General features: G+C 68.3%; 21 protein-coding genes and 3 tRNA genes. 4 read left to right on the forward strand and 20 right to left on the reverse strand.

Annotated elements, in window-relative coordinates; translation table 11 throughout:
* Positions 1–99: 99 nt before the first annotated feature.
* From rpoB to OG780_RS17640, 10 genes are all read right to left on the reverse strand, one after another.
* Positions 100–3,585, reverse strand: coding sequence for a DNA-directed RNA polymerase subunit beta (gene rpoB / locus OG780_RS17595; RefSeq protein ID WP_326786079.1), 3,486 nt, complete (start codon positions 3,583–3,585; stop codon positions 100–102).
* Positions 3,586–4,224: 639 nt separating this feature from the next.
* Positions 4,225–4,605, reverse strand: coding sequence for a 50S ribosomal protein L7/L12 (rplL, locus tag OG780_RS17600; RefSeq protein WP_328449285.1), 381 nt, complete (start codon positions 4,603–4,605; stop codon positions 4,225–4,227).
* Between the two features lie 110 nt (positions 4,606–4,715).
* Positions 4,716–5,246 (reverse strand): 50S ribosomal protein L10, encoded by a 531-nt coding sequence (rplJ, locus tag OG780_RS17605; protein ID WP_326786081.1) that lies wholly within the window; start codon positions 5,244–5,246, stop codon positions 4,716–4,718.
* Between the two features lie 323 nt (positions 5,247–5,569).
* On the reverse strand, positions 5,570–6,418 hold the full coding sequence (locus OG780_RS17610) for a DUF1396 domain-containing protein (protein ID WP_443062321.1): 849 nt from the start codon (positions 6,416–6,418) through the stop codon (positions 5,570–5,572).
* A gap of 203 nt (positions 6,419–6,621) precedes the next feature.
* A complete protein-coding gene (locus OG780_RS17615) occupies positions 6,622–7,569 on the reverse strand; it encodes a hypothetical protein (RefSeq protein ID WP_328449289.1) in 948 nt (315 codons plus the stop codon).
* Positions 7,570–7,769: 200 nt separating this feature from the next.
* Positions 7,770–8,495, reverse strand: coding sequence for a 50S ribosomal protein L1 (gene rplA / locus OG780_RS17620; protein ID WP_328449291.1), 726 nt, complete (start codon positions 8,493–8,495; stop codon positions 7,770–7,772).
* 94 nt (positions 8,496–8,589) lie between these two features.
* Positions 8,590–9,024, reverse strand: coding sequence for a 50S ribosomal protein L11 (rplK, locus tag OG780_RS17625; protein WP_261705301.1), 435 nt, complete (start codon positions 9,022–9,024; stop codon positions 8,590–8,592).
* Positions 9,025–9,216: 192 nt separating this feature from the next.
* Entirely contained in the window at positions 9,217–10,122 is a 906-nt protein-coding gene (gene nusG, locus OG780_RS17630) for a transcription termination/antitermination protein NusG (RefSeq protein WP_328449294.1), read from the reverse strand.
* 77 nt (positions 10,123–10,199) lie between these two features.
* A complete protein-coding gene (secE, locus tag OG780_RS17635) occupies positions 10,200–10,481 on the reverse strand; it encodes a preprotein translocase subunit SecE (protein ID WP_103549158.1) in 282 nt (93 codons plus the stop codon).
* A gap of 109 nt (positions 10,482–10,590) precedes the next feature.
* Positions 10,591–10,663: transfer RNA gene (locus OG780_RS17640), tRNA-Trp, on the reverse strand.
* 248 nt (positions 10,664–10,911) lie between these two features.
* On the opposite strand from OG780_RS17640, the gene OG780_RS17645 reads away from it, so the two are divergent.
* The gene (locus OG780_RS17645) at positions 10,912–12,138 is read left to right on the forward strand and encodes a pyridoxal phosphate-dependent aminotransferase (RefSeq protein ID WP_266761701.1); all 1,227 of its coding nucleotides are present in this window, start codon (positions 10,912–10,914) and stop codon (positions 12,136–12,138) included.
* Between the two features lie 173 nt (positions 12,139–12,311).
* Positions 12,312–13,331, forward strand: coding sequence for an adenosine deaminase (locus OG780_RS17650; protein WP_328449299.1), 1,020 nt, complete (start codon positions 12,312–12,314; stop codon positions 13,329–13,331).
* A 4-nt stretch (positions 13,332–13,335) separates the two neighbouring features.
* Here OG780_RS17650 and OG780_RS17655 read toward each other — a convergent pair whose 3' ends face one another.
* Entirely contained in the window at positions 13,336–13,980 is a 645-nt protein-coding gene (locus OG780_RS17655) for a TetR/AcrR family transcriptional regulator (protein WP_328449301.1), read from the reverse strand.
* A 125-nt stretch (positions 13,981–14,105) separates the two neighbouring features.
* Here OG780_RS17655 and OG780_RS17660 point away from each other — a divergent pair, with 125 nt between their 5' ends.
* Positions 14,106–14,738 (forward strand): NAD(P)-dependent oxidoreductase, encoded by a 633-nt coding sequence (locus OG780_RS17660; protein ID WP_328449303.1) that lies wholly within the window; start codon positions 14,106–14,108, stop codon positions 14,736–14,738.
* 47 nt (positions 14,739–14,785) lie between these two features.
* Here the strand turns inward: OG780_RS17660 and OG780_RS17665 are convergent, their stop codons facing one another.
* The 8 genes from OG780_RS17665 to OG780_RS17700 all read right to left on the reverse strand — a co-directional run bounded on the left by OG780_RS17665 (position 14,786) and on the right by OG780_RS17700 (position 20,148).
* A complete protein-coding gene (locus OG780_RS17665) occupies positions 14,786–15,841 on the reverse strand; it encodes a UDP-N-acetylmuramate dehydrogenase (RefSeq protein ID WP_328449305.1) in 1,056 nt (351 codons plus the stop codon).
* 191 nt (positions 15,842–16,032) lie between these two features.
* A complete protein-coding gene (locus tag OG780_RS17670; protein ID WP_328458205.1) occupies positions 16,033–17,598 on the reverse strand; it encodes a DHA2 family efflux MFS transporter permease subunit in 1,566 nt (521 codons plus the stop codon).
* A 244-nt stretch (positions 17,599–17,842) separates the two neighbouring features.
* On the reverse strand, positions 17,843–18,412 hold the full coding sequence (locus tag OG780_RS17675; RefSeq protein WP_328449307.1) for a TetR/AcrR family transcriptional regulator: 570 nt from the start codon (positions 18,410–18,412) through the stop codon (positions 17,843–17,845).
* A 221-nt stretch (positions 18,413–18,633) separates the two neighbouring features.
* On the reverse strand, positions 18,634–19,062 hold the full coding sequence (locus tag OG780_RS17680; RefSeq protein ID WP_328449309.1) for a MaoC family dehydratase: 429 nt from the start codon (positions 19,060–19,062) through the stop codon (positions 18,634–18,636).
* A 1-nt stretch (position 19,063) separates the two neighbouring features.
* Positions 19,064–19,516, reverse strand: a complete 453-nt coding sequence (locus OG780_RS17685; RefSeq protein WP_328449311.1) for a MaoC family dehydratase N-terminal domain-containing protein — start codon at positions 19,514–19,516, stop codon at positions 19,064–19,066.
* 188 nt (positions 19,517–19,704) lie between these two features.
* Positions 19,705–19,869: a 50S ribosomal protein L33 gene (gene rpmG, locus OG780_RS17690; protein WP_003948671.1), complete on the reverse strand. Its 165-nt coding sequence runs from the start codon at positions 19,867–19,869 to the stop codon at positions 19,705–19,707.
* Between the two features lie 87 nt (positions 19,870–19,956).
* Positions 19,957–20,029, reverse strand: a tRNA-Met gene (locus tag OG780_RS17695).
* A 46-nt stretch (positions 20,030–20,075) separates the two neighbouring features.
* A tRNA-Thr gene (locus OG780_RS17700) sits at positions 20,076–20,148 on the reverse strand.
* 490 nt (positions 20,149–20,638) lie between these two features.
* Between OG780_RS17700 and OG780_RS17705 the strand changes: the two genes are divergently transcribed.
* Positions 20,639–21,886, forward strand: a complete 1,248-nt coding sequence (locus OG780_RS17705; protein WP_328449313.1) for an amidohydrolase family protein — start codon at positions 20,639–20,641, stop codon at positions 21,884–21,886.
* Between the two features lie 254 nt (positions 21,887–22,140).
* On the opposite strand, the gene OG780_RS17710 is transcribed toward OG780_RS17705, so the two are convergent.
* Positions 22,141–23,196, reverse strand: coding sequence for a hypothetical protein (locus OG780_RS17710; RefSeq protein WP_328449315.1), 1,056 nt, complete (start codon positions 23,194–23,196; stop codon positions 22,141–22,143).
* Positions 23,197–23,256 lie beyond the last annotated feature (60 nt).

Consider the following 23,256-nt stretch of genomic DNA (forward strand, 5'->3'; position numbering starts at 1 on the left):
CTCAGGGTTGTAAGTCTTAGGGGTCTGATACGGGGGTCCTGGGGCCGGCGGGCCTTGATCACCTTTTCCACAGGTGGCCAAGGCCCGGCCGGACTCCCGTCAGACCTCTTCGACGCTGCTCGGCTCGCGCCGGGACAGGTCGATGCCGAGCTCCTCCGCCGCGCGGAAGACGTCCTCGTCGGTGTCACGCATTTCGATGGACATACCGTCGCTGGACAGCACCTCCACGTTGAGGCAGAGAGACTGCATCTCCTTGATGAGCACCTTGAAGGACTCGGGGATGCCGGGCTCGGGGATGTTCTCGCCCTTGACGATGGCCTCGTAGACCTTCACGCGGCCGGTCACGTCGTCGGACTTGATCGTCAGCAGCTCCTGGAGGGCGTAAGCGGCGCCGTACGCCTCCAGCGCCCACACCTCCATCTCACCGAAGCGCTGGCCACCGAACTGAGCCTTACCACCCAGCGGCTGCTGGGTGATCATCGAGTACGGACCGGTCGAGCGGGCGTGCAGCTTGTCGTCGACCAGGTGGTGCAGCTTGAGGATGTACATGTACCCGATCGAGATCGGGTCCGGGAACGGCTCACCGGAGCGGCCGTCGAACAGCCTCGCCTTGCCGGACGGGAGGACCAGACGGTCACCGTCGCGGTTGGGCAGGGTGTGCTCGAACAGACCCGCGAGCTCGTCCTCACGCGCACCGTCGAACACCGGGGTGGCGACGTTCGTACGCGGCGCGACCTTGTCGGCGCCGATGGCCTGCAGGCGCTGTGCCCAGTCGTCGGCGAGACCGGAGACGTCCCAGCCGCGGCTGGCGAGCCAGCCGAGGTGGATCTCCAGCACCTGTCCCGGGTTCATTCGGGACGGCACACCGAGCGGGTTGAGGATGATGTCGACCGGGGTGCCGTCCTCCAGGAACGGCATGTCCTCGATCGGCAGGATCTTCGAGATGACGCCCTTGTTGCCGTGGCGGCCGGCGAGCTTGTCACCGTCCGTGATCTTGCGCTTCTGCGCCACGTAGACACGAACCAGCTGGTTCACGCCCGGCGGCAGCTCGTCGCCCTCTTCACGGTCGAAGACGCGGACGCCGATGACCTTGCCGATCTCGCCGTGCGGGACCTTCAGCGAGGTGTCACGGACCTCACGGGCCTTCTCACCGAAGATCGCGCGCAGCAGGCGCTCCTCCGGCGTCAGCTCGGTCTCGCCCTTGGGCGTGACCTTGCCGACGAGGATGTCGCCGGCGACGACCTCGGCACCGATACGGATGATGCCGCGCTCGTCGAGGTCGGCGAGGACCTCCTCGGAGACGTTCGGGATGTCCCGGGTGATCTCCTCGGGGCCGAGCTTGGTGTCACGGGCGTCGACCTCGTGCTCCTCGATGTGGATCGAGGAGAGGACGTCGTCCTGCACGAGGCGCTGCGACAGGATGATCGCGTCCTCGTAGTTGTGACCCTCCCACGGCATGAACGCCACGAGCAGGTTCTTGCCGAGGGCCATCTCGCCGTCCTCGGTCGCGGGACCGTCGGCCAGGACCTGGCCCTCGATCACGCGGGCGCCCTCGTCCACGACAACCTTCTGGTTGACGGAGGTGCCCTGGTTCGACCGGGAGAACTTGTGCAGGCGGTACGTGGTGTACGTGCCGTCGTCGTTGGCGGTGGTGATGTAGTCCGCGGAGACCTCCTGGACCACACCGTCCTTCTCCGACTTCAGGACGTCACCGGCGTCGACCGCGCAGCGGTACTCCATGCCGGTACCGACCAGCGGCGCCTCGGACTTGATGAGCGGAACGGCCTGGCGCATCATGTTCGCGCCCATGAGGGCACGGTTGGCGTCGTCGTGCTCCAGGAACGGGATCATCGCGGTCGCGACCGACACCATCTGGCGCGGGGAGACGTCCATGTAGTCGACGTCGTCACCGGGGACGTAGTCGACCTCTCCGCCACGACGGCGGACCAGGACGCGGGACTCCTCGAAGCGGAACTCGTCCGTCAGCGGCGCGTTGGCCTGCGCGATGACGAACCGGTCCTCTTCGTCGGCCGTCAGGTAGTCGACCTCGTCGGTGACGAAGCCGCCCGTGACCCTGCGGTACGGGGTCTCGACGAAACCGAACGCGTTCACGCGGCCGTAGGAGGCGAGCGAGCCGATCAGACCGATGTTCGGGCCTTCAGGGGTCTCGATCGGGCACATGCGGCCGTAGTGCGACGGGTGCACGTCACGGACCTCGAAGCCGGCCCGCTCACGGGAGAGACCACCCGGGCCAAGAGCCGACAGACGGCGCTTGTGGGTGAGACCCGACAGCGGGTTGTTCTGGTCCATGAACTGCGACAGCTGGCTGGTGCCGAAGAACTCCTTGATGGAGGCGACGACCGGCCGGATGTTGATCAGGGTCTGCGGCGTGATCGCCTCGACGTCCTGAGTCGTCATGCGCTCGCGGACGACGCGCTCCATACGAGCCAGACCCGTGCGGACCTGGTTCTGGATGAGCTCGCCGACGTTGCGCAGACGACGGTTGCCGAAGTGGTCGATGTCGTCGGTCTCGACGACGATCGAGGTGCCGCTGTTGCCAACGGTCTCGGTCTCACCGGCGTGCAGCTTCACCAGGTACTTGATCGACGAGAGGATGTCCTCGACGGTCAGGACGCCGGCGTCCAGCGGCGCTTCGCCGCCCAGCTTCTTGTTCACCTTGTAGCGGCCGACCTTCGCGAGGTCGTACCGCTTCGAGTTGAAGTAGAGGTTCTCAAGAAGCGTCTGGGCGGCCTCACGGGTCGGCGGTTCGCCCGGACGCAGCTTGCGGTAGATGTCCAGCAGCGCGTCGTCCTGGCCCTGGGTGTGGTCCTTCTCCAGGGTGGCGCGCATGGACTCGTACTCGCCGAACTCCTCGAGGATCTGCTCGGTGGTCCAGCCGAGAGCCTTCAGGAGAACGGTGACGGACTGCTTGCGCTTGCGGTCGATGCGGACACCGACCATGTCGCGCTTGTCGATCTCCATCTCCAGCCAGGCACCCCGGGACGGGATGACCTTGGCGGAGAAGATGTCCTTGTCGGACGTCTTGTCGATGGAGGAGTCGAAGTAGACACCCGGCGAGCGGACCAGCTGCGACACGACGACACGCTCGGTGCCGTTGATGACGAAGGTGCCCTTGTTGGTCATGAGCGGGAAGTCGCCCATGAAGACCGTCTGGGACTTGATCTCGCCGGTCTCGTTGTTGGTGAACTCGGCGGTGACGAAGAGCGGGGCCGCGTACGTGAAGTCGCGGTCCTTGCACTCGTCGATGGAGTTCTTCGGGGGCTCGAAGCGGTGGTCGCGGAACGTCAGGGACATCGACCCACTGAAGTCCTCGATCGGGGAGATCTCCTCGAAGATCTCCTCCAGACCGGACTTGGTGGGGACGTCCTGTCCGCTGTCCAGAGCCGCCTCGACACGAGCCTTCCACGCGTCGTTGCCGAGCAGCCAGTCGAAGCTCTCGGTTTGCAGCGCAAGAAGGTTCGGAACCTCGAGGGGCTCCTTGATCTTTGCAAAGGAGATGCGCAGCGGGGCGGTGCTGGCGCCGTTGTTCGTATTCGCGGTCGAGGCAGTGCGCGAGGCGGCCAAGAGGGGGTCCTTCCGAGGGCTCGGACTCACTACGCGCGTACCGGTCCCATGTCGGACATAGCGTCGGGCCGTTCCCGATCCGGCCGGATAAAGGCCAGGTCAGGGATAGTCCAACTGTCGATGCTCAAACACGGGTATGCCCCTGGTGACGGGCAGGAGGCAGCTAACAGGCAGCGCAAAGGGTCAGTGTAGCCACTAGGCCCACTGATGTCCAGTCCCGGTTTCTTGAGACTCTCACTGTTCTCAACACCTGCGGCAAGCCACGCCCTCAATGCACATCGATACTGCCCTCTTCGTCAGCGATCCATGCCTCGGATACGGATCGTTGTGACGACGCGTCCTGAGAATTGCGCGCTGCGTGCGGTTCGTCAAGGCCCCCCATGCCCAAAGCAAGTGCCGCGATCGTCACGTGCGGCCCGTCTTGCAACCCGTCCCTCTGCCTGTCACAGGGCGGCCGGAGGCACAACGAAGATCACCATACTCGTCGCGGCCTGCAGCGCAAGGCTGCCGCTTCAGGGACCCCCTGGAACGCCGAAGAGCGACCACCCAGTTGGGTGATCGCTCTTCAGTGCGTCAGCGTTACAGCGCTACTTGAGCGGCTGTGACAGCTTCACAGGAGTCCTCTGAGGACTCGTCGAGTTACTTGACCTCGACGGAGGCGCCGGCGCCCTTGAGGGACTCGGCAGCCTTCTCGGCGGCCTCCTTGGCGACCTTCTCGAGGACGGGCTTCGGAGCGCCGTCGACGAGGTCCTTGGCCTCCTTCAGGCCCAGCGAGGTGAGCTCACGCACGACCTTGATGACCTGGATCTTCTTCTCGCCGGCACCCGTGAGGATGACGTCGAACTCGTCCTGCTCCTCGACGGCCTCAACGGCGGCGGGGCCGGCCGGACCGGCAACGGCGACCGCGGCGGCGGCGGTGACGTCGAACTTCTCCTCGAAGGCCTTCACGAACTCGGCGAGCTCGATGAGGGTGAGGTTCTCGAACTGCGCGAGCAGCTCTTCCTGGGACAGCTTCGCCATGATGGCGTCCTTCCACTAATTCGGCAGGTGCCGGGATGTACTGGTGAGGCGGGCGTACGTTCGGCCCGCTACGACCGTCGCCTCAGGCGGCGGTCAATGCGCGAGCCGAATTACTCGGCACCGCCCTGCTCGGCCTGCTTGACACGAAGCGCCTCCGCGGTGCGGACGAACTTCGAGGGCAGGGCCTGGAAGAGGCGAGCAGTCTGGGTCTGCTTGCCCTTGAAGGCACCCGCCAGCTTGGCGAGCAGAACCTCGCGGGACTCGAGGTCCGCAAGCTTCTTGATCTCGTCGGCGGACAGCGCCTTGCCGTCAAGGACACCGCCCTTGATGACGAGGTTCGGGTTGTCCTTGGCGAAGTCACGAAGACCCTTCGCCGACGTCACCGGGTCACCGGTGATGAAGGCGACCGCCGTCGGACCGTTGAACAGGTCGTCGAGCGTAGAGATCCCGGCCTCGTTGGCCGCAATCTTGGTCAGCGTGTTCTTCACCACGGCGTACTGGGCGTCTTCACCGAGCGAACGACGCAGCGTCTTGAGCTGCGCCACGGTGAGACCCCGGTACTCGGTCAGCACGGCGGCGTTCGAGCTGCGGAACTGGTCCGCGAGCTCGGCTACCGCGGCAGCCTTGTCGGGCCTTGCCATAGAGCGTCGGCCTCCTTCCGGGTGATGAGGACCGCTCAGAAGGGACTGACAAAACAAAACGCCCCGGCGCAGGCGCACGGGGCGTAGCTCTACCGGATTCCTCCACACGCTGGGCGTGCGGACTCCGGGAACACATCCACGATCACCTACGCGGGTCGTCCGCAGTTTCAGCGGATCCTTCGGTCACCACACCCTCTTGCGAGCGCGAGGCAACGACCAGCGGTCTTTGGCTTCTCGAGGAGAGTACGTGAACTGGACTCCGTCAAGCAAATCCGGCCGAACGGCCCGGCTGTCGGACGCGCCTGCGCGTCCGACGGCGCGGATCAGCCCTGCTGGGCGTCCTTCATCATCTCGGCGAGGTCGACGGTGTCCTTGGCCGGCGGAGCGGTCACGGTCACGGGCTTGTTGTAGTCCAGGAAGGTGATGGTCATGTCGAGCGGACCCTTGTCGGCGGTCCCGCGCATACGGAACTGCTTGGTGTGGTCGTCGCCGTCGATCCACATGTCCATCGTGATCGCGTCGATGCCCATCTTCGTGTACTGGTCGAGGGCCTTCTCCCGCTTATCGCGCGTGGCCTTGTCCTCGCTCTTGAGCGACTTGCGGTACTCGTCGAGGGTGATCGACCCCTTGTAGTGCGTGGTCTTCACACCGTCGACGGTCTCGGTCCCGACCTTCTTCACGTCCTTGGAGCCGGTGAGGAAGGTGGACTCGGTGGCCGGGTTCTTGTCGGCCTGTCCGCCTCCCAGCTGGCTCGCGTTCAGTTCCTTGTCCGCGCCCAGGGCGGACATGTCGAACTTGATCCAGCTCTTGCCGTCCATCTCCTTGGCGGCCTTGGCGCCCCCGCCTATGTACATCGCCTTGCCCACGAGCCGGATCTCGACCGGGCCGTCGGCGGCCTGGTCCTCGGCGGTCATCTTCATGCTCATGGCCAGCGGCTTCATGCTCATCGCCGCCTCGCCGCTGACGCGGCCCTCCTCCGGGACCTTGCCGGTCATCCGGTAGCGGAGCGAGGTGATGTCGTCGGTCTTCTTCGCCGCCTTCGCCACGGCCGCGGCGGGCGTGAGGGCGGGCGACTCCTCCGCCGCACCCTTCGAACAGCCCACGGCGCCCCCGCCGAGGACCAGAGCCGCGAGTGCCGCTCCGGTCGCCCGGCGCCGTACCGAGTCATTCACAGAAAGCTTCAAGGTTCCCCCCAGGGAATAGTTGGGCAATGCACAGATTCTGCGTGAGCGTAGCCCAGGAGGCTTGGATGATCACCTGGGTTTTGACGCAACTCTGATGCGTGCGTGGGACTTTGGGCAGGTGCGGCGAGGCCCGGAGAGGGCGCGGTGCGGGCCGGGTGGGCGGGGCGGGCCGGGGAGGCGCTGAGCGGTGCTCAGGAGGGCGAGCCGGTACCGGAGCCGGTGGACGTGTCGCCACTGCCCGGCGTCATGCCCTGCTTCGCCAGGATGTCCTTGAAGTCCTCGGTGTCACCGGCCGGGGGCGCGACGGCGGAGACCTTCACTCCGTAGTCGCTGTAGTACGCCGTGGAGGACACCGTGCCGCTCGCCGTCGCGCCCTTGGTGACGGCCTTGACGAGCAGATCCTCGGTGTCGACCCAGATGTCGACGTCCTCGGTCGTGATGCCGGCCTGGGTGAACTGCTTCTTCATGTCGGAGAGCTGGCCGGCGGTGAGGTGGGAGCTCCGGGCCGCGAGGTCGCCCACGTCCACCGTGCCCGCGTAGTGCGTGGCCCTCTTGCCGCGGACCGTCTCCTCGCCGACCTTCTTGACGTCGCCGGACGCCAGCAGGAGCTTCACCGACTGGTTCGGCGAGCTGTTCTGCATCTGGTCCTTCAGGAGCGCGCCGGAGCCGCCCCCGAACTTCGCCAGGTCGTCGTACCCGTACCTGATCCAGTGCCTGCCGCCCGCCTGCGCGGCGAAGGCGTCGCCCATGTTCGCGTAGTAGGCGTCGGACAGATAGCGGGCCTCCATGGAGTCGCTGCCGATCCGGCGCATCGTCTCGGCCATCGTGCCGCCGGTGTACGTGATCGTCAGGTCACCGGTGATGCCGTCGCTCCAGGCCATGACGCCGCCCGACTTCATGGACATCAGCGTGCCCATGGTCGTCGTGGACTCGACCCTCGCGGAGTCGGCGCCGTCGGTGGACTTCTGCGCCGAGCGCAGGGCCGCGATGGGGCTGACGCGCGTGACGCCTTTGTGGCCGGCCTTGTCGCCGTTGCCCGAACTCCCTGCGGAATCCGACGAGTTGCAGGCCGTCACCCCCGCCAGCGCGGTCGTCAGCGCGATCGAGACAGTCACACGGCGCACCATGGTGCTCTTCATTCGTCCCACCCCTATGCGAACTCTGTGAACCGCACGCTAGCGCGACCCACTGACAGTCGTGTCCGGAATTCCGCCCGGGGCGTTCGCCCCGCAGCAGCCGGAAAGACCTCCGCACATGAGGACGGGCCCCGCACCTCGAAAGGTTGCGGGGCCCGCTCAGATACGCGTGCGCGACGCGGTCACCGGGGTGAGCGAAGGGCTCAGACGGCGGCCGGGTCCTCCTCGACGAGGAGGTTGCGGGTGCGGTTGGGGTCGACCGGAACGCCGGGGCCGATCGTGGAGCTGATCGCGGCCTTCTTGATGTAGCGACCCTTGGCGGCCGACGGCTTCAGACGAAGGATCTCGTCGAGCGCGGCGCCGTAGTTCTCCACCAGCTTGGTGTCGTCGAAGGACACCTTGCCGATGATGAAGTGCAGGTTCGAGTGCTTGTCGACGCGGAACTCGATCTTGCCACCCTTGATCTCGGTGACAGCCTTGGCGACGTCGGGGGTCACGGTGCCGGTCTTGGGGTTCGGCATGAGACCACGGGGACCGAGCACGCGGCCGAGGCGGCCGACCTTGCCCATGAGGTCCGGGGTGGCGACGACGGCGTCGAAGTCCAGACGGCCCTTCGCGACCTCGTCGATCAGTTCGTCGGAGCCGACGATGTCGGCGCCCGCGGCCTCCGCGGCCGCAGCACGGTCACCGGTCGCGAAGACCAGGACCCGGGCGGTCTTGCCGGTGCCGTGCGGCAGGTTCACGGTGCCACGGACCATCTGGTCGGCCTTGCGCGGGTCGACACCCAGGCGGAAGGCGACCTCGACGGTGCCGTCGAACTTGCTCGTGGAGGTCTCCTTGGCGAGACGGACGGCCTCGAGCGGGGCGTAGAGCTTGTCCCGGTCGACCTTGGCGTCCGCAGCGCGGAGAGACTTGCTGCGCTTGCTCACTACTGCTCCTGTTGTGTTCTGAGGAGTCGTGGTGCGGGCCGAGCAGGCCCTGCCACGTGCGGCCGCGGCCGCATGGTTCCTACGAAGGTGGGTGTCAGCCCTCGACCGTGATGCCCATGGAACGGGCGGTGCCGGCGATGATCTTCGCAGCGGCGTCCAGGTCGTTGGCGTTGAGGTCGGGCATCTTGGTCGTGGCGATCTCGCGGACCTGCGCCTGGGTGATCTTGGCGACCTTGGTCTTGTGCGGCTCGCCGGAGCCCTTCTCGACACCCGCGGCCTTGAGGATCATCTTGGCGGCCGGCGGAGTCTTGGTCACGAAGGTGAAGGAGCGGTCTTCGTAGACCGTGATCTCCACCGGGATGACCCAGCCACGCTGCGACTCGGTCGCGGCGTTGTAGGCCTTGCAGAACTCCATGATGTTGACGCCGTGCTGACCGAGCGCGGGGCCGACCGGCGGGGCCGGGTTCGCCGCACCGGCGTTGATCTGGAGCTTGATAAGCCCCGTGACCTTCTTCTTCTTGGGAGGCATTCCGGGTCCTCTTTCGTTTTCGCCTTCCTACGTCCGAGTCGCCCCGGACGGCTGCCTTCAACCGAGTGATGATCCGGATGCAGGCATACCGCACAACGATAACGGGTATCTGTGCGCGGCTAAAAACCGAGCAGGTCAGACCGGCTGCGAGAGCCCGTCTGACCTGATCGGAAGACGTACGTCCAGAAGGTGCTAGTTCTTCTGGATCTGGTCGAAGGAAAGCTCGACCGGAGTCTCGCGGCCGAAGATCTCGACGAGGCCCTTGACCTTCTTCGAGTCGGCGTTGATCTCGTTGATCGTGGCCTGCAGCGTGGCGAACGGGCCGTCGGTGACGGTGACCGAGTCACCGACCTCGAAGTCCAGCACCTGGACCTCGACCTTGCGCTGCGGAGCGGGCTTGCCCTCGGCCTCTGCGGCCTCGCGGGCGGCCTTCTCCTCGGCCTCCGGGGCGAGCATCTTGACGATCTCGTCCAAGGTCAGCGGGTACGGGTCGTAGGCGTTGCCCACGAAGCCGGTGACACCGGGAGTGTTGCGGACGACACCCCAGGACTCGTTCGTCAGGTCCATACGGACCAGGACGTAGCCCGGGAGCTTGTTCTGCTTGATCGTCTTGCGCTCGCCGTTCTTGATCTGCGCGACCTCTTCCTGCGGCACCTCGGCCTGGAAGATGAAGTCCTCGACGTTCAGCGAAACGGCACGCTGTTCGAGGTTGGTCTTCACGCGGTTCTCGTAACCGGCGTAGGTGTGGATGACGTACCACTCGCCGGGGAGCAGACGCAGTTCCTCGCGCAGGGCGGTCACGGGGTCGACGGGCTCCGCCTCGACTTCGGGCTCCGCCTCGACTTCGGGCTCGGCCTCGACTTCGGGCTCGGCCTCGACTTCGGGCTCGTCCTCATCGGGCGTGTCCTCGTCCTGGACGTCCTCGACGTCCTCACCGGACTCGTCCTCGACGTGCAGGGCCGCGTCCTCGGCGTTCTCGCCGGCGGCGGCATCGGCAGCCTCGAACTCGTCCACGACGTCCGCTCCCTCGACGACCTCGAGCTCGTCGTCTACGGACTCGACCGACTCGGAGGTGTCGTTCAGGTTCGGGTCAGACACGGTGGCTGCTTCTTCCTGGTTACATGGGGGTGGAACGCGCGAAAGGGGCGCCGGTGACGGCGCCCTTCGCTCTCGGCTCAGCCGAAGACGTACTTGGCGGCGTGGTTGAGCCCATAGTCAATCACGGTCACCAGGCCGATCATGATGACGACGAACACAATCACCACTGTGGTGTAAGTCGTCAGCTGATTGCGAGTCGGCCAGACAACCTTACGGAGTTCCGCGATGATCTGGCGGTAGAAGGTGGCGAGGCGCTTCAGCGGGCCCTTCTTGGCACGCTTACCGCCCTTGCGGGCCTTCTTTTTGGACTCCGGCGCCTCGGCATCAGGCATGTCGATGGAGCCCACGGCGTCCGTCACTCGTCCTCACCTGATTCCCGGGTCGTGACCGTGCCGCGCCCGGTTGAGCCGCACGGCGGTGCATTGCAGTACGTACATGCGCACACATCCTGGCGAAAGGAGTGTGTAGCAGGGCCGGAGGGACTTGAACCCCCAACCGCTGGTTTTGGAGACCAGTGCTCTACCAATTGAGCTACGACCCTTTGATTTCCCCCAACGTACCGCATCCGACCGGGTGCTCGGTGTGCACCGGTTGAGCGCGGCCGGTGAAGGCCAACGAGGTGAGAGTGTACGTGGTCCGGAGCCGGGCGTCGAACAGAAAGTGTCCGCTCGAGTCGGCTCCGCTGAAGATCCACTGGTGAGGTGCGCGGATCCGGACGGATGTTCTGCTGTTGTTCAGTCCGTGAAACCCGTGTGCCGGGGACATTTCCAGTCTGAAACGATGGGTCCCATGAGCCCTGCAACCCCTCCCACCGAGCGCCGGGTCTCCGCCCGAGTCGGCGCGATCTCCGAGTCCGCCACCCTCGCCGTGGACGCCAAGGCCAAGGCACTCAAGGCCGCCGGACGTCCGGTGATCGGCTTCGGCGCCGGTGAGCCCGACTTCCCGACCCCGGACTACATCGTCCAGGCCGCCATCGAGGCCTGCTCGAACCCCAAGTACCACCGCTACACGCCGGCCGGCGGGCTGCCCGAGCTGAAGGCCGCGATCGCCGCGAAGACGCTGCGCGACTCCGGCTACGAGGTGGAGGCCGCCCAGGTCCTGGTCACCAACGGCGGCAAGCAGGCCATCTACGAGGCCTTCGCCGCGATCCTCGACCCGGGTGACGAGGTCATCGTCCCGGCGCCGTACTGGACGACCTACCCGGAGTCCATCCGTCTCGCCGGCGGTGTCCCCGTGGACGTCGTCGCCGACGAGACCACCGGCTACCGCGTCTCGGTCGAGCAGCTGGAGGCCGCCCGCACCGAGAACACCAAGGTGCTGCTCTTCGTCTCCCCGTCCAACCCGACGGGCGCGGTCTACACCCGCGAGCAGATCGAGGAGATCGGCCGCTGGGCCGCCGAGAAGGGCCTGTGGGTCCTGACCGACGAGATCTACGAGCACCTGGTCTACGGCGACGCCGAGTTCCACTCGCTGCCCGTGGTGGTGCCCGAGCTGCGCGACAAGTGCATCGTCGTCAACGGCGTCGCCAAGACGTACGCGATGACCGGCTGGCGCGTGGGCTGGGTCATCGGCCCCAAGGACGTCGTCAAGGCCGCGACCAACCTCCAGTCCCACGCCACCTCGAACGTCTCGAACGTGGCCCAGGTCGCCGCGCTCGCCGCCGTCTCCGGCGACCTCACGGCCGTCGCGAAGATGCGCGAGGCCTTCGACCGCCGCCGCAAGACCATCGTGCGCATGCTGAACGAGATCGACGGCGTGCTCTGCCCCGAGCCCGAGGGCGCCTTCTACGCGTATCCCTCCGTGAAGGGGCTCCTCGGCAAGGAGATCCGCGGCAAGCGCCCCGCGGACACCGTCGAGCTGGCCGCGCTCATCCTGGAGGAGGCCGAGGTCGCGGTCGTCCCGGGCGAGGCCTTCGGCACGCCTGGCTACCTGCGCCTGTCGTACGCCCTCGGTGACGAGGACCTGGTCGAGGGCGTCAGCCGGATCCAGAAGCTGCTGGCCGAGGCGACGGACTGACCTCCGGCGTCCTCCGGCGCCCCACGGGGCGCCGGTGACGTCGTCGCGCTCCACGCGCGCGTGCGGGGGCCGGCCACTCTCAGGAGCGGCCGGCCCTCGTTCGTTCGTTCGAGCGAGCCTCCGATCAGCGAAAGCGCTACCGGTACGACACACGCGTACGGCAGGATCTTTGAATGGAGCGCGTACGTGATGTAACTGAACTGCCGAAGGCCCATCTGCACCTGCACTTCACCGGTTCGATGCGGCACACCACCCTGCTGGAACTGGCCGACAAGTACGGCGTACGGCTGCCGGACGCGCTGACCAGCGGGGAACCGCCGAAACTGCGGGCGACCGACGAACGCGGCTGGTTCCGCTTCCAGCGCCTGTACGACGCCGCGCGGTCCTGCCTCAGAGAGCCCGAGGACATCCAGCGCCTGGTGCGCGAGGCCGCCGAGGAGGACCTGAAGGACGGCTCGGGCTGGCTGGAGATCCAGGTCGACCCGACGTCGTACGCACCGCGCCTGGGCGGTCTGATCCCGGCCCTGGAGGTCATCCTCGACGCGGTCGACTCGGCCGTGCGGGAGACCGGGCTCGGGATGCGCGTCCTGGTGGCCGCCAACCGCATGAAACACCCCCTGGACGCCCGCACACTGGCCCGGCTCGCCGTGCGGTACGCGGACCGGGGGATCGTCGGTTTCGGCCTCTCCAACGACGAGCGGCGGGGCATGGCGCGGGACTTCGACCGGGCCTTCGCCATCGCGCGGGAAGGCGGACTGCTGTCCGCCCCGCACGGCGGCGAGCTGACCGGGCCCGCCTCGGTCCGCGACTGCCTGGACGACCTGCACGCCTCCCGGATCGGCCACGGGGTGCGGGCCGCCGAGGACCCCCGGCTGCTGAAGCGCCTCGCGGACCGCGGGGTGACCTGTGAGGTCTGCCCCGCCTCGAACGTCGCCCTGGGCGTCTACGAGAAGCACGCCGATGTCCCCCTGCGCACTTTGTTCGAAGCCGGGGTGCCGATGGCCCTCGGCGCCGACGATCCTCTGCTCTTCGGATCCCGTCTCGCCGCCCAGTACGAGATCGCCCGCCGCCATCACGCCTTCACGGACCAGGAACTGGCCGAGCTGGCCCGGCAGTCCGTCCGCGCCTCGGCCGCGCCCGAGGACGTCCGGGCGAAGCTGCTGGCCGGCGTCGACGGCTGGTTGACCGCCTAGCCCGCTAGAGCTCGGCAGGGCCGCCCGCGGGTGCGATCCCGGCGAGCAGGGTGCGGACCAGCGCCGGGGCGAAGGTGTCCAGGGGCGGCGGCGCGCCCTCCTCGGTGGCGTCGTAGGCGAACGCCCGCTGCGCACAGGCCCCGAGGAGGAGGGACGCGGCCGCGTAGGTGTCGGTGTCCGGCTGGACACGCCCGGCCCTCTGTTCCGCCAGCAGATAGGCGGCGACGCCCCGGATGGGCACGTGCGGGCCCGCGCCCATGGCCCGCATGGCCTCGTCGTGACGTCGCTTGAGCTGCGTCTCCGCGTACAAGGAGGCGGCGATCGGGAAACTCTGCTCGTAGAAGAGGGCCGCCTGACGGGCGATCTCCGTGAGGTTCTCCTCCAGGGAGTGCTCCCGCGGCTCGGCCGTCAGCCGCTCCAGGAGAGGGCCGAGCTGGGGCAGCCGCTCGTGGAGGACCCGGATGAAGAGCTCTTCCTTGCTCGCGAAGTACTTGTAGAGCGCCGCCTCGGAGCAGCCGGCCGCCCTGGCGATCTCCTTGGTGGTGGCACGGGAGAGACCGAGCGTGAGCATGAGCTCGTGCGCCGCGTCGAGGATGCGGATCCTGGCAGGCTTCGGCGGCGTGGTCTCCGTGGCGGATTTCTGCTGCATGGGGCCCAAGGATTCCATGACCCGCCCTTACGGGGTTGACGGGTGGGTGAGTACTTACTCACTCTAGAGGAAGCAGGGTGAGTGAACACTCACCCACCTCATTCCCTCTGATGCGGGAGCAGGTCATGGAACTCACCGTTTTCGGTGCCACCGGAGGCATCGGCCAGGAGATCGTCCGCCAGGCCCTGGGCGCGGGCCACCGGGTCACGGCGGTCGTACGGGATCCCGCGCGGCTCACCGTCACGGGCGCGAATCTGGAGGTCTTCCGCGCGGACCTCACCGACCCGGAGTCGCTGCGCCCGGCCGTCGCGGGCCGGCACGCCGTCCTGTCCGGCCTCGGCGCGCGCAGCCGCAAGGACGCCGGAGTCGCCGCCCGGCTCACCCGTACGGTGCTGGGCGCCATGGAGGCGGAGCAGGTGCGCCGGCTGGTGGTGGTCAGCGCGAGTCCGGTCGGACCCGGCGCCGAGAACGACACGCCACTCGACCGCGCGATGAGGAGCCTGATCTCCAGCCTCCTGAAGGACGTCTACGCCGACCTGCGGGAGATGGAGGGCGAACTGGCGGCCAGTTCCACGGACTGGACCGTCGTCCGTCCGCCCCGGCTCCAGAACAAGCCGCTGACCGGCTCGTACCGCACGGTCCTCGGAGGCTTCCCGCCCAAGGGCCGCTTCATCGCGCGCGCCGACGTGGCCCACGCGATGCTGGCGATGATCGACGACCCGGGGACCGTGAAGCAGGGAGTGGGCGTCGCCTACTGATGGCCTGCCAGTGGCCTACCAGTCGCCGTTCGCGCCGGTGATCGCCTTCAGAGGCTCGCGTTCACCGTCACCGGCTCGTTGACGAGCGTGATCCCGAAGGCCTCGTGGACCCCGGCGACGACCTCCCGGGCCAGCGCGAGGAGGTCCTCGGTGGTGGCCCCGCCGCGGTTGGTCAGGGCGAGGGTGTGCTTGGTGGAGATACGGGCGGGCCCGGTTCCGTAGCCCTTGGTGAAGCCCGACTTGTCGATCAGCCAGGCCGCGGAGGTCTTGGTGTGGCCCTCGCCGGCGGCGTACGCAGGCGGTACGACGTCGGCGCCGAGCCGTTCCCCCACGCGCGCGTGGAACGCGGCGAACGCCTCGTCCGTGAGGATCGGGTTGGTGAAGAACGATCCGGCGGACCAGGTGTCGTGGTCCTCGGGGTCGAGCACCATGCCTTTCCCGGCACGCAGCTTCAGGACGGTCTCGCGGGCGGCGTCGAGGGGCACCCGGTCGCCGGGCTCCACGCCGAGCGCGCGGGCCGTCTCGGCGTACTTGACCGGCGCCGACAGCCCCTGCGCGTCCTCCAGCCCGAAGCGCACCCGCAGCACGACATGGCGTTCGGGGTCCGCCTTGAAGCGGCTGTGACGGTACGAGAACTCGCACTCGGCGTTGGTCAGCGTGACCGTCTCGCGCGTCTTCCGGTCGTAGGCGATCACTTCGGTGATCGTCGACGACACTTCCTGGCCGTACGCGCCCACGTTCTGGATCGGTGTCGCACCGGCGGACCCGGGGATGCCCGCGAGACATTCGATCCCGGCCAGCCCGGCCTCGACGGAGCGGGCGACCGCGTCGGTCCACACCTCGCCCGCGGCCAGCTCCAGCCTCGTACCGTCGAGGGAGAAGCCCTTCGTGGCGATGCGCAGGGCGGTCCCGGCGAAGCCCTTGTCGCCGATGACCAGGTTCGATCCACCGCCGATGACCAGCAGTGGCGTACCGGCGTCGTCGGCCTCGCGCACGGCGGCGACGACCTCGTCGTCGGTCGTGGCGGTGATCAGCCGGGCGGCCGGGCCGCCGAGCCGGAAGGTGGTCAGCGGGGCGAGCGGGGCATCGTGGAGTTCCTGCACGGGCCCAAGACTACGAGAAGGGTCGGGGGCGCCCGGCCACCGGTGTGCTCCGGACATGCGAGAGGCCCCGCCCGTGGGGCGGGGCCTCTCGCGCCTGACCGCTCGGCCGAGGCGGCTCTCGTGAGGGTTCGACCGAACGGTCAGGTACTCCTGGTGGCCGGGCCGGAGCGCCGGGATCCCGGTTCCGCGCGTCAGCGGGAGGCGGTTTCGAGAGGGGCCGTCTCCGTAGAGACCGCTTCCGAAGAGGCCGCTTCCGAAGAAGCCGCTTCCGAAGAGGCCGCTTCCGAAGAGGTGATCTCCGGAGACGTGTTCTCCGGAGGGGCGGTTTCGGAAGTTGTGGTCTTCAGGGAGGCGGTTTCGGGAGAAGCGGCCTCCCGGTCCAGGGAGTGCGCCGGAGTTGCCTCGGCCGCCGTCTCGGTGCGTGCCGTGCGCCGGGCGGCCGGGATGAGCAGGGCGGCGATCCCCGCGAGGGCCACGACCGAGGCGCCGACCACGAGCGCGGGCCGCAGCCCGTCGATGAAGCTCTGGGCGGTCGCGTAGCCGCCCTGCGCCGAGAAGATCGAGGACATCACCGCGATGCCGAGCGCCCCGCCCACCTCGCGGAGCGCGTTGTTGGCGCCGGAGGCGATGCCCTGCTCCTGCGGCCGCACGCTGGACATGACCAGGTTGGAGGCCGGCGCGAAGTAGAGCGACATCCCGACGCCGCTGATGATGAGCGCGGGCAGCTGGGAGGCGTACGAGGCGTCGGCGGCGACCACGGTGGCGTAGTACGCGAGCCCTGCGGCCTGGAGGAAGAGCCCGGTGGCGACGACGGGACGCCCGCCGATCCGGTCGGACAGGTAGCCGGCGATGGGCGCGACCAGCATCGGCATACCGGTCCAGGGGAGCATCCGCAGCCCCGCCTCGGTCGGCGAGTAGCCGAGCACGCCCTGCATGTACTGGCTGAGCAGGAAGATCGAGCCGAACATCCCGAGGAACATCAGCAGACTGGCCGCGTTGATTCCGGCGAAGGCGCGGGAGCGGAAGAGCCGCATCGGGAGCATCGGGTTCTTGGCCCGGGTGCCGTGGACGACGAAACCGGCGAGCAGAGCGGCGCCCGCGATCAGACCGGTCAGGACGAACGCACTGGTCCAGCCGTCGGCGGGCCCGCGGACCAGGCCGTAGACGATCCCGAAGAGACCGCCGCTGGCGAGCAGGGTGCCGGGGAAGTCGAGCCGTGCGCCGGCGCCGAACGACTCGGACAGCCGAAGCCGGGCGAGCGGGAGCACAGCGAGACCCAGCGGAACGTTCAGCCAGAAGATCCAGTGCCAGGAGATGTGTTCGGTGAGGCTGCCGCCGATGAGGGGCCCGGAGGCGACCGCGAGGCCGTTGACCGCGCCCCAGATCCCGTACGCCATCCCGCGCTTGGCGGCGGGGACCGCGGCTGTCAGCAGGGTCAGGGTCAGCGGCATCATGATCGCCGCGCCGACGCCCTGGACCGCGCGGGCGGCGATCAGCGAGTCGATGCCGGGAGCCATGGCCGCGGCGGCCGAGGCGCCGGTGAAGACGCTCAGGCCGACCAGGAAGAGCCTGCGGCGGCCGAACCGGTCACCGAGCGCGGCGCCGAACATCAGCAGGACGGCGAAGGTGAGCGTGTAGGCGCTCACGGTCCATTCCAGGTCGCCCAGCGCTCCCCCGAGATCCTTGCGGATGGAGGGCAGGGCGGTGGTGACGACGAGATTGTCGAGGGCCGCCATGAATCCGGCGACGCTGGTGATGAGAAGGGCCCACCCGGCTCCGCCGCGCCTCCCGGCCGGTGCTGCGGCCGACGCCGGGGCCGACGTCTCGGGCGATCCTGCGGCCCCTGTCGGGGCCGGTGCCGCCGATCCGTTCTTCGCTGTCCGTGCCGTCCGCTGAGACATCGCTCCCCCAGAAGGTGATGTGATCGCTATCGATGGTTAGTTATTGATGACTAACTTTTGAGGTCATGAAGACGCACCGAACACCGTCTTCACCGTCGCGCTACTTCTCCAGCCGGCCCGTGACGCGCGCCGACGGGTAGAGCCCTTCCCAGACCCGGTGCTCGGGCGGGAACCCCATCGACACCAGGCAGTTGACGAGCATCCCGTACGCCATGAAGGTCGTGGTCCCGTCCACGTCGGCTCCGAGCGGCACGTGAACCGTGTCCCAGAGCCGCATCCAGCCGGCCCGGACCGCCTCGCCGAGCTCGTGATCGCCGGCCTCCTCGGCGGCCCCCACCGCGACGTACGTCTGCATCTGCATCAGCAGCCGCTCAGGATGCTCCGCGATCACCTTCACGTAGGACTTCGCCATGGCATGCAGGGCCTCTTCGCCCTCCAGCCCCTCGGCGGCCTCCTCGAAGCTGCGCCGGGCGAGTTCCATGCAGTGCTCGGCGGCCGCCAGGAAGATCGCCCGCTTGCCCGGGAAGAGCCGGAAGAGATACGGCTGCGAGACACCCACGCGCTTGGCGATCGCCTCGGTGGACGTGCCGTGGTAGCCGCCGTGGGCGAACTCGATCATCGCCGCGCGAATGACGCTCTCGCGCCTCTCCTCTGCGCTCATCCTGACCATGCAGCCAAGTTAGTACTCAATCACTAACTAAGTCAAGGGAGGCTTGGGCATGGGCGCGGGACGCTCGGGAGCCCGGCTCTCAGGCCCTTGGCCCTTGACCCTTGGCTCTTGGCTCTTGGCTCTTGGACGCGGAGTTCCTGAGGCGAGGCTCTTGGGTCGCCACGGCGGGCACGCGTAAGGGGCACCCACAATGGCGGGCGCCCCTTACGCGATCCGGCGCGTCAGGCGAGTCGTACGACCGCTCGCGACATGCCCAGCACCTTCTGTCCGCCGCTGGTCGCCGTGAGGTCGACGCGGACGGTGTTGTCGTCGAGCTTGGCCGCGACCTTGCCGCTGACCTCGATCGTGGCGCCCTTCTCGTCGTTCGGGACGACGACGGGCTTGGTGAAGCGAACGCCGTACTCGAGGACCGAGCCCGGGTCGCCGACCCAGTCGGTGACCACGCGGATCGCCTCGGCCATGGTGAACATGCCGTGCGCGATGACGTCGGGAAGGCCCACCTCGACCGCGAACTTCTCGTTCCAGTGGATCGGGTTGAAGTCTCCGGAGGCCCCCGCGTACTGCACGAGCGTGGCACGCGTCACGGAAAAGGTCTGGGCCGGCAGCTCGGTGCCGACCTCGACGTCCGCGTAAGAGATCTTCGCCGTCATGTCAGCCCACCTCCGCCGCACGGGACACGAGCTTCGTGACGGCCGTCACGACGTGCTCGCCCGCTTCGTCGTGGACCTCGCCACGGATGTCCAGGATGTCGTTGCCCGCGAGGGACTTGATCGACTCGATGGTCGAGGTGACCGTGAGCCGGTCACCCGCGCACACCGGGCGGGTGTACGCGAACTTCTGGTCACCGTGCACCACGCGGCTGTAGTCGAGGCCCAGTTGCGGGTCCTGGACGACCTGGCCCGCGGCCTTGAACGTGATGGCGAACACAAAAGTCGGCGGGGCGATCACATCGGGGTGCCCGAGCGCGCGTGCGGCCTCGGGGTCCGTGTACGCAGGGTTACTGTCCCCCACGGCCTCCGCGAACTCGCGGATCTTCTCCCGGCCGACCTCATAGGGGTCGGTGGGCGGGTAGGACCGCCCTACGAAGGACTGGTCGAGCGCCATGGGCTCGGCACCTCCTGGTTGTCTTCGCTGCGCTGGTTGTCACAGCTGGACCGACCGTCTTGGCCGGACGGCCCATCTTCGCTCTAAGTCGCTGGTCCGCCTATGACGCGGGGTCCGCGCCGGACGTCGGTTGCACAACGACGCGAGGCCGCCCCCCGAAGGGGACGGCCTCGTGTACGAGCCTGAAATTATCGCGTTTCGCGGTGCGCGGTGTGCGCGTTGCAACGCGGGCAGTGCTTCTTCATCTCCAGTCGGTCCGGGTTGTTACGCCGGTTCTTCTTGGTGATGTAGTTCCGCTCCTTGCACTCCACGCAGGCCAGCGTGATCTTCGGGCGGACGTCGGTGGCAGCCACAGGAGTGCTCCTTGACGAACGGATGGGACATTAACGCATAGAAGAGTAGCCGATCGAAGGACCGACCCCACAATCGGCTACTGTCAGTAGCGGTGACCGGACTTGAACCGGTGACACAGCGATTATGAGCCGCTTGCTCTACCGACTGAGCTACACCGCTTTGATGCGATCGGGTCCCGCCTTGCGACGGGAACCTTTCGCACCAGAGCCCCAATACGGAATCGAACCGTAGACCTTCTCCTTACCATGGAGACGCTCTACCGACTGAGCTATTGGGGCGAGCGATGAAGACATTACACGGTCCTCCGCCGATCGCCCAAATCCGTTTCGCGGCACCCGCCCGGGCCTGATCACAGGCGTTCCCGCAGGCGTTCCCGGAAGCGCTCACACGCCCCTCGGGACTCATGGATCACAGGGGGTGACGGCCCTCCGGCCGTCGGACGGTGGGGGCGTGTGCCCGATCCCGTGGGGACGTACGCAGGGCCCGGTGCGGGCCTGCGCCGGGCCCGGTGGTGGCCGACGTGGGTGCGGGGGCGGCCGGGGCAGTCGTGCCCGGCTCGCGGGTCACCGTGTGCGGGGCGCCCGGTTCTCGACCGGTCTCGAAGAACGGCCGGTGCCGTCCGATCGACGGGCCACGCCGGTACGACTATTGCGCTCCTCCCCGAGGTTGACGGGTCACCGCCCTAGGCTCGACCCACGCTGCGTGATCTTGTGTCCCCACGCTCCGCAGTCGTCCCTCCCGCAGCCGCCCCCGAGCCACAGGAGCGCGATGCCCGACAGCCAACAGCAGCCCAGCTCCCCCTCGGGGCAGACCGACACGGCCGCTCTCCTGCTCGGCGGGGCGCGGCTCACCGACGGCCGGACCGTGGACGTACGGCTGGGCGGCGGTCGTATCGAGGCGGTCGGCACCGCGGGAAGCCTCGCGGCGGGTGCCTCGGGGGCTCTCGCCGCGAGGGTGGACCTCGACGGCTACCTCCTCCTGCCGGCTCCCGCCGAGCCTCACGCGCACAGCGACACGGCTCTGACGGCCGACGGCCACGGACCTCACGCGTACGACGAGCGGGCGATCCAGCGCCGGGCGACCGAGGCGGCCCTGCTGCAACTCGGGCACGGCACCACGGCTTTGCGGTCCCATGTGCGCGTCGGTGACGTGCAGGGACTGGACGCGCTGACGGCGGTGCTCGAGGTACGGCGGTCGTTGCGGGGGCTCGCCGAACTGACGACGGTCGCGATGCCACGGGTACTGACCGGGGCGGCCGGTGCCGACGGGCTCGCGATGCTGCGGGACGCCCTGAAGATGGGCGCTTCCGTGGTGGGTGGCTGTCCGGACACCGACCCCGATCCGACGGGGTACGTCGAGGCCGTCCTGGAACTCGCCTCCGAGCACGGCTGTCCGGTCGATCTGCACACGGACGCCGCCGATCCCGCCCGGCTCGCCCGGCTCGCCGCGATGGCGGGCGGCCTGCGGCCCGGGGTGACCCTCGGCCCGTGCGGTGGGCTCGGCCGGCTGCCCTCCGAGGTGGCCTCCCGCGCCGCGGACCAACTCGCCGCGGCCGGAGTGACGGTGGTGTGTCTGCCGCAGGGCGGCTGCGGCTCCACCGACCGGCGCGGCACGGCTCCCGTACGGCTGCTGCGGGCGGCCGGCGTACGGATCGCGGCGGGCAGTGGCGCCCTGCGCGACGTGTCCAACCCGGTGGGACGCGGGGACCCGCTGGAAGCCGCGTACTTGCTGGCCTCCCGGTACGGGCTGCGCCCCGAGGAGGCGTACGGCACGGTGAGTTGTGCCGCCAGAGCCGCGCTCGGGCTGCCTGAGGTGCGCGTGGAGGCTGGGTTCCCGGCCGAGTTGCTCGCCGTACGCGGGGACCGCCTGGCCGGGGTGCTGTCCCTCGCGTACAGCCGGATCGTGATCCACCGTGGGCGTGTGGTGGCACGGACCAGCGCGGTGAGGGAGTACTGCGACTCGGCGGCCGACTCCGCGCTGGAACTGCCCCGACAGGGACGGGAAGAGCCGTCCTAGCCGGGGCTCCGAGGCTTCGGGTGCTGCCAGGCCGCCTCATGGGCGTCAGGCTTCATGGGCGCCAGGCTTCATGGACCTGCCGGGGCGGCCACCGAGGCCCCAGAGAGCCGACCGGGCAGACCACGTCCGACCGCGCCGACGCCCCGATCGGGGCCGACCGGGGCCCACTGGGGCCCACTGGGGCCGGCGCACTGGAACCACCCCTTGGAACCCCCCGTACCCGCCCCTCCAGAGCCCGCTCCTGGAACCCGCTCCTAGAACCCGCCGCCCATGAAGGCGCCGCCCAGCGGGCTGCCCTCGGAAATCTTGCCCACAGGGAGCTCGGTGGCTCCGGCCGGCGCGCTGACGTCACCCGCTTCGGAGAACTTCAGGACGAGGGGCAGCTTGGCCTTCGTCGGGCTGTCGGCGAGGACGGCAAGGTCGACCTCGATCTGCCGGAGGTCGCCGTTCTTCAGGGTGAAGTCGACGGAGGCCTTCTTGTTCGGCGCGTCCTTGAGGTCCTTGGCGGAGGGCAGTTCCGCACCCGCCGGAAGGTCGCCCTGGAGCGGGCGGAGCTTGTCGAAGACACCGGTGAGCAGGTCGCGGACGTTGCCCGAGGCGACGACGTGCTCGACACCGTCGGCGCCGCCCTTGGTCCGGAAGGTGACCTTGTGGCCGATGACACCGCGCACGGCGTCGAGGACCTTCTTCTGGGTCTTCGCGTCGATGTCCCCTTCACCGGCGGCCCCCTTCGAGGCACCCCCGGCGGACTTCCGCGCGCCCTCCAGCTCCTTGGTGTCGACCTTCACCCAGTCGCCTTCGAGGACCTTCTTCAACTCCTTCTGGTCCGACGGCAGATCGTCGGCGGACGGCATGGGAACGCCCATCGCCTCACCGACGGCCTTCATGTTGCTGCGGTAGTACATGAAGTCGCCGATGATCCGGTACTCGACCAGGACGCCGCCGGTCCCCGTGATCTTCACGCTCGTCCCGATGAGGTCCTTCTGGCCCGAATCCGCCAGCTTCTTCCTGGACTTGACAGAGACGTCGACACGGAGCTCGCTGACGAACTTCGCGAACGTCGGGGGAAGGGATTCGTCGGAACCGTCCTCGCCCGCAAGGGCGTTGATCGCGTCCGCGTCGGCGTCAAGGTCCAACTGGAAGGCGAGTGACTTCTGTTCGCCGAGACGGGAGGCGGCGTGGTCCACCTTCTGCCCGGCCGTGAGGTTCTCGACCGTGCCACAGGCGGCCGCCGCGGTGAGAAGTACAGCGGTGCAGCCGACCGCGGTGACGGTCTTGCGTATGACGGTGATGATGGTCTCCTCTTGCAACGCCGCACGGGCTCGCACGGCGTTGCTTCGTTCGCGTGTTCACTCGTTCTGACGCGTTCT

The organism is Streptomyces sp. NBC_00386 (assembly GCF_036063235.1).
Classification (GTDB): Bacteria; Actinomycetota; Actinomycetes; order Streptomycetales; family Streptomycetaceae; genus Streptomyces.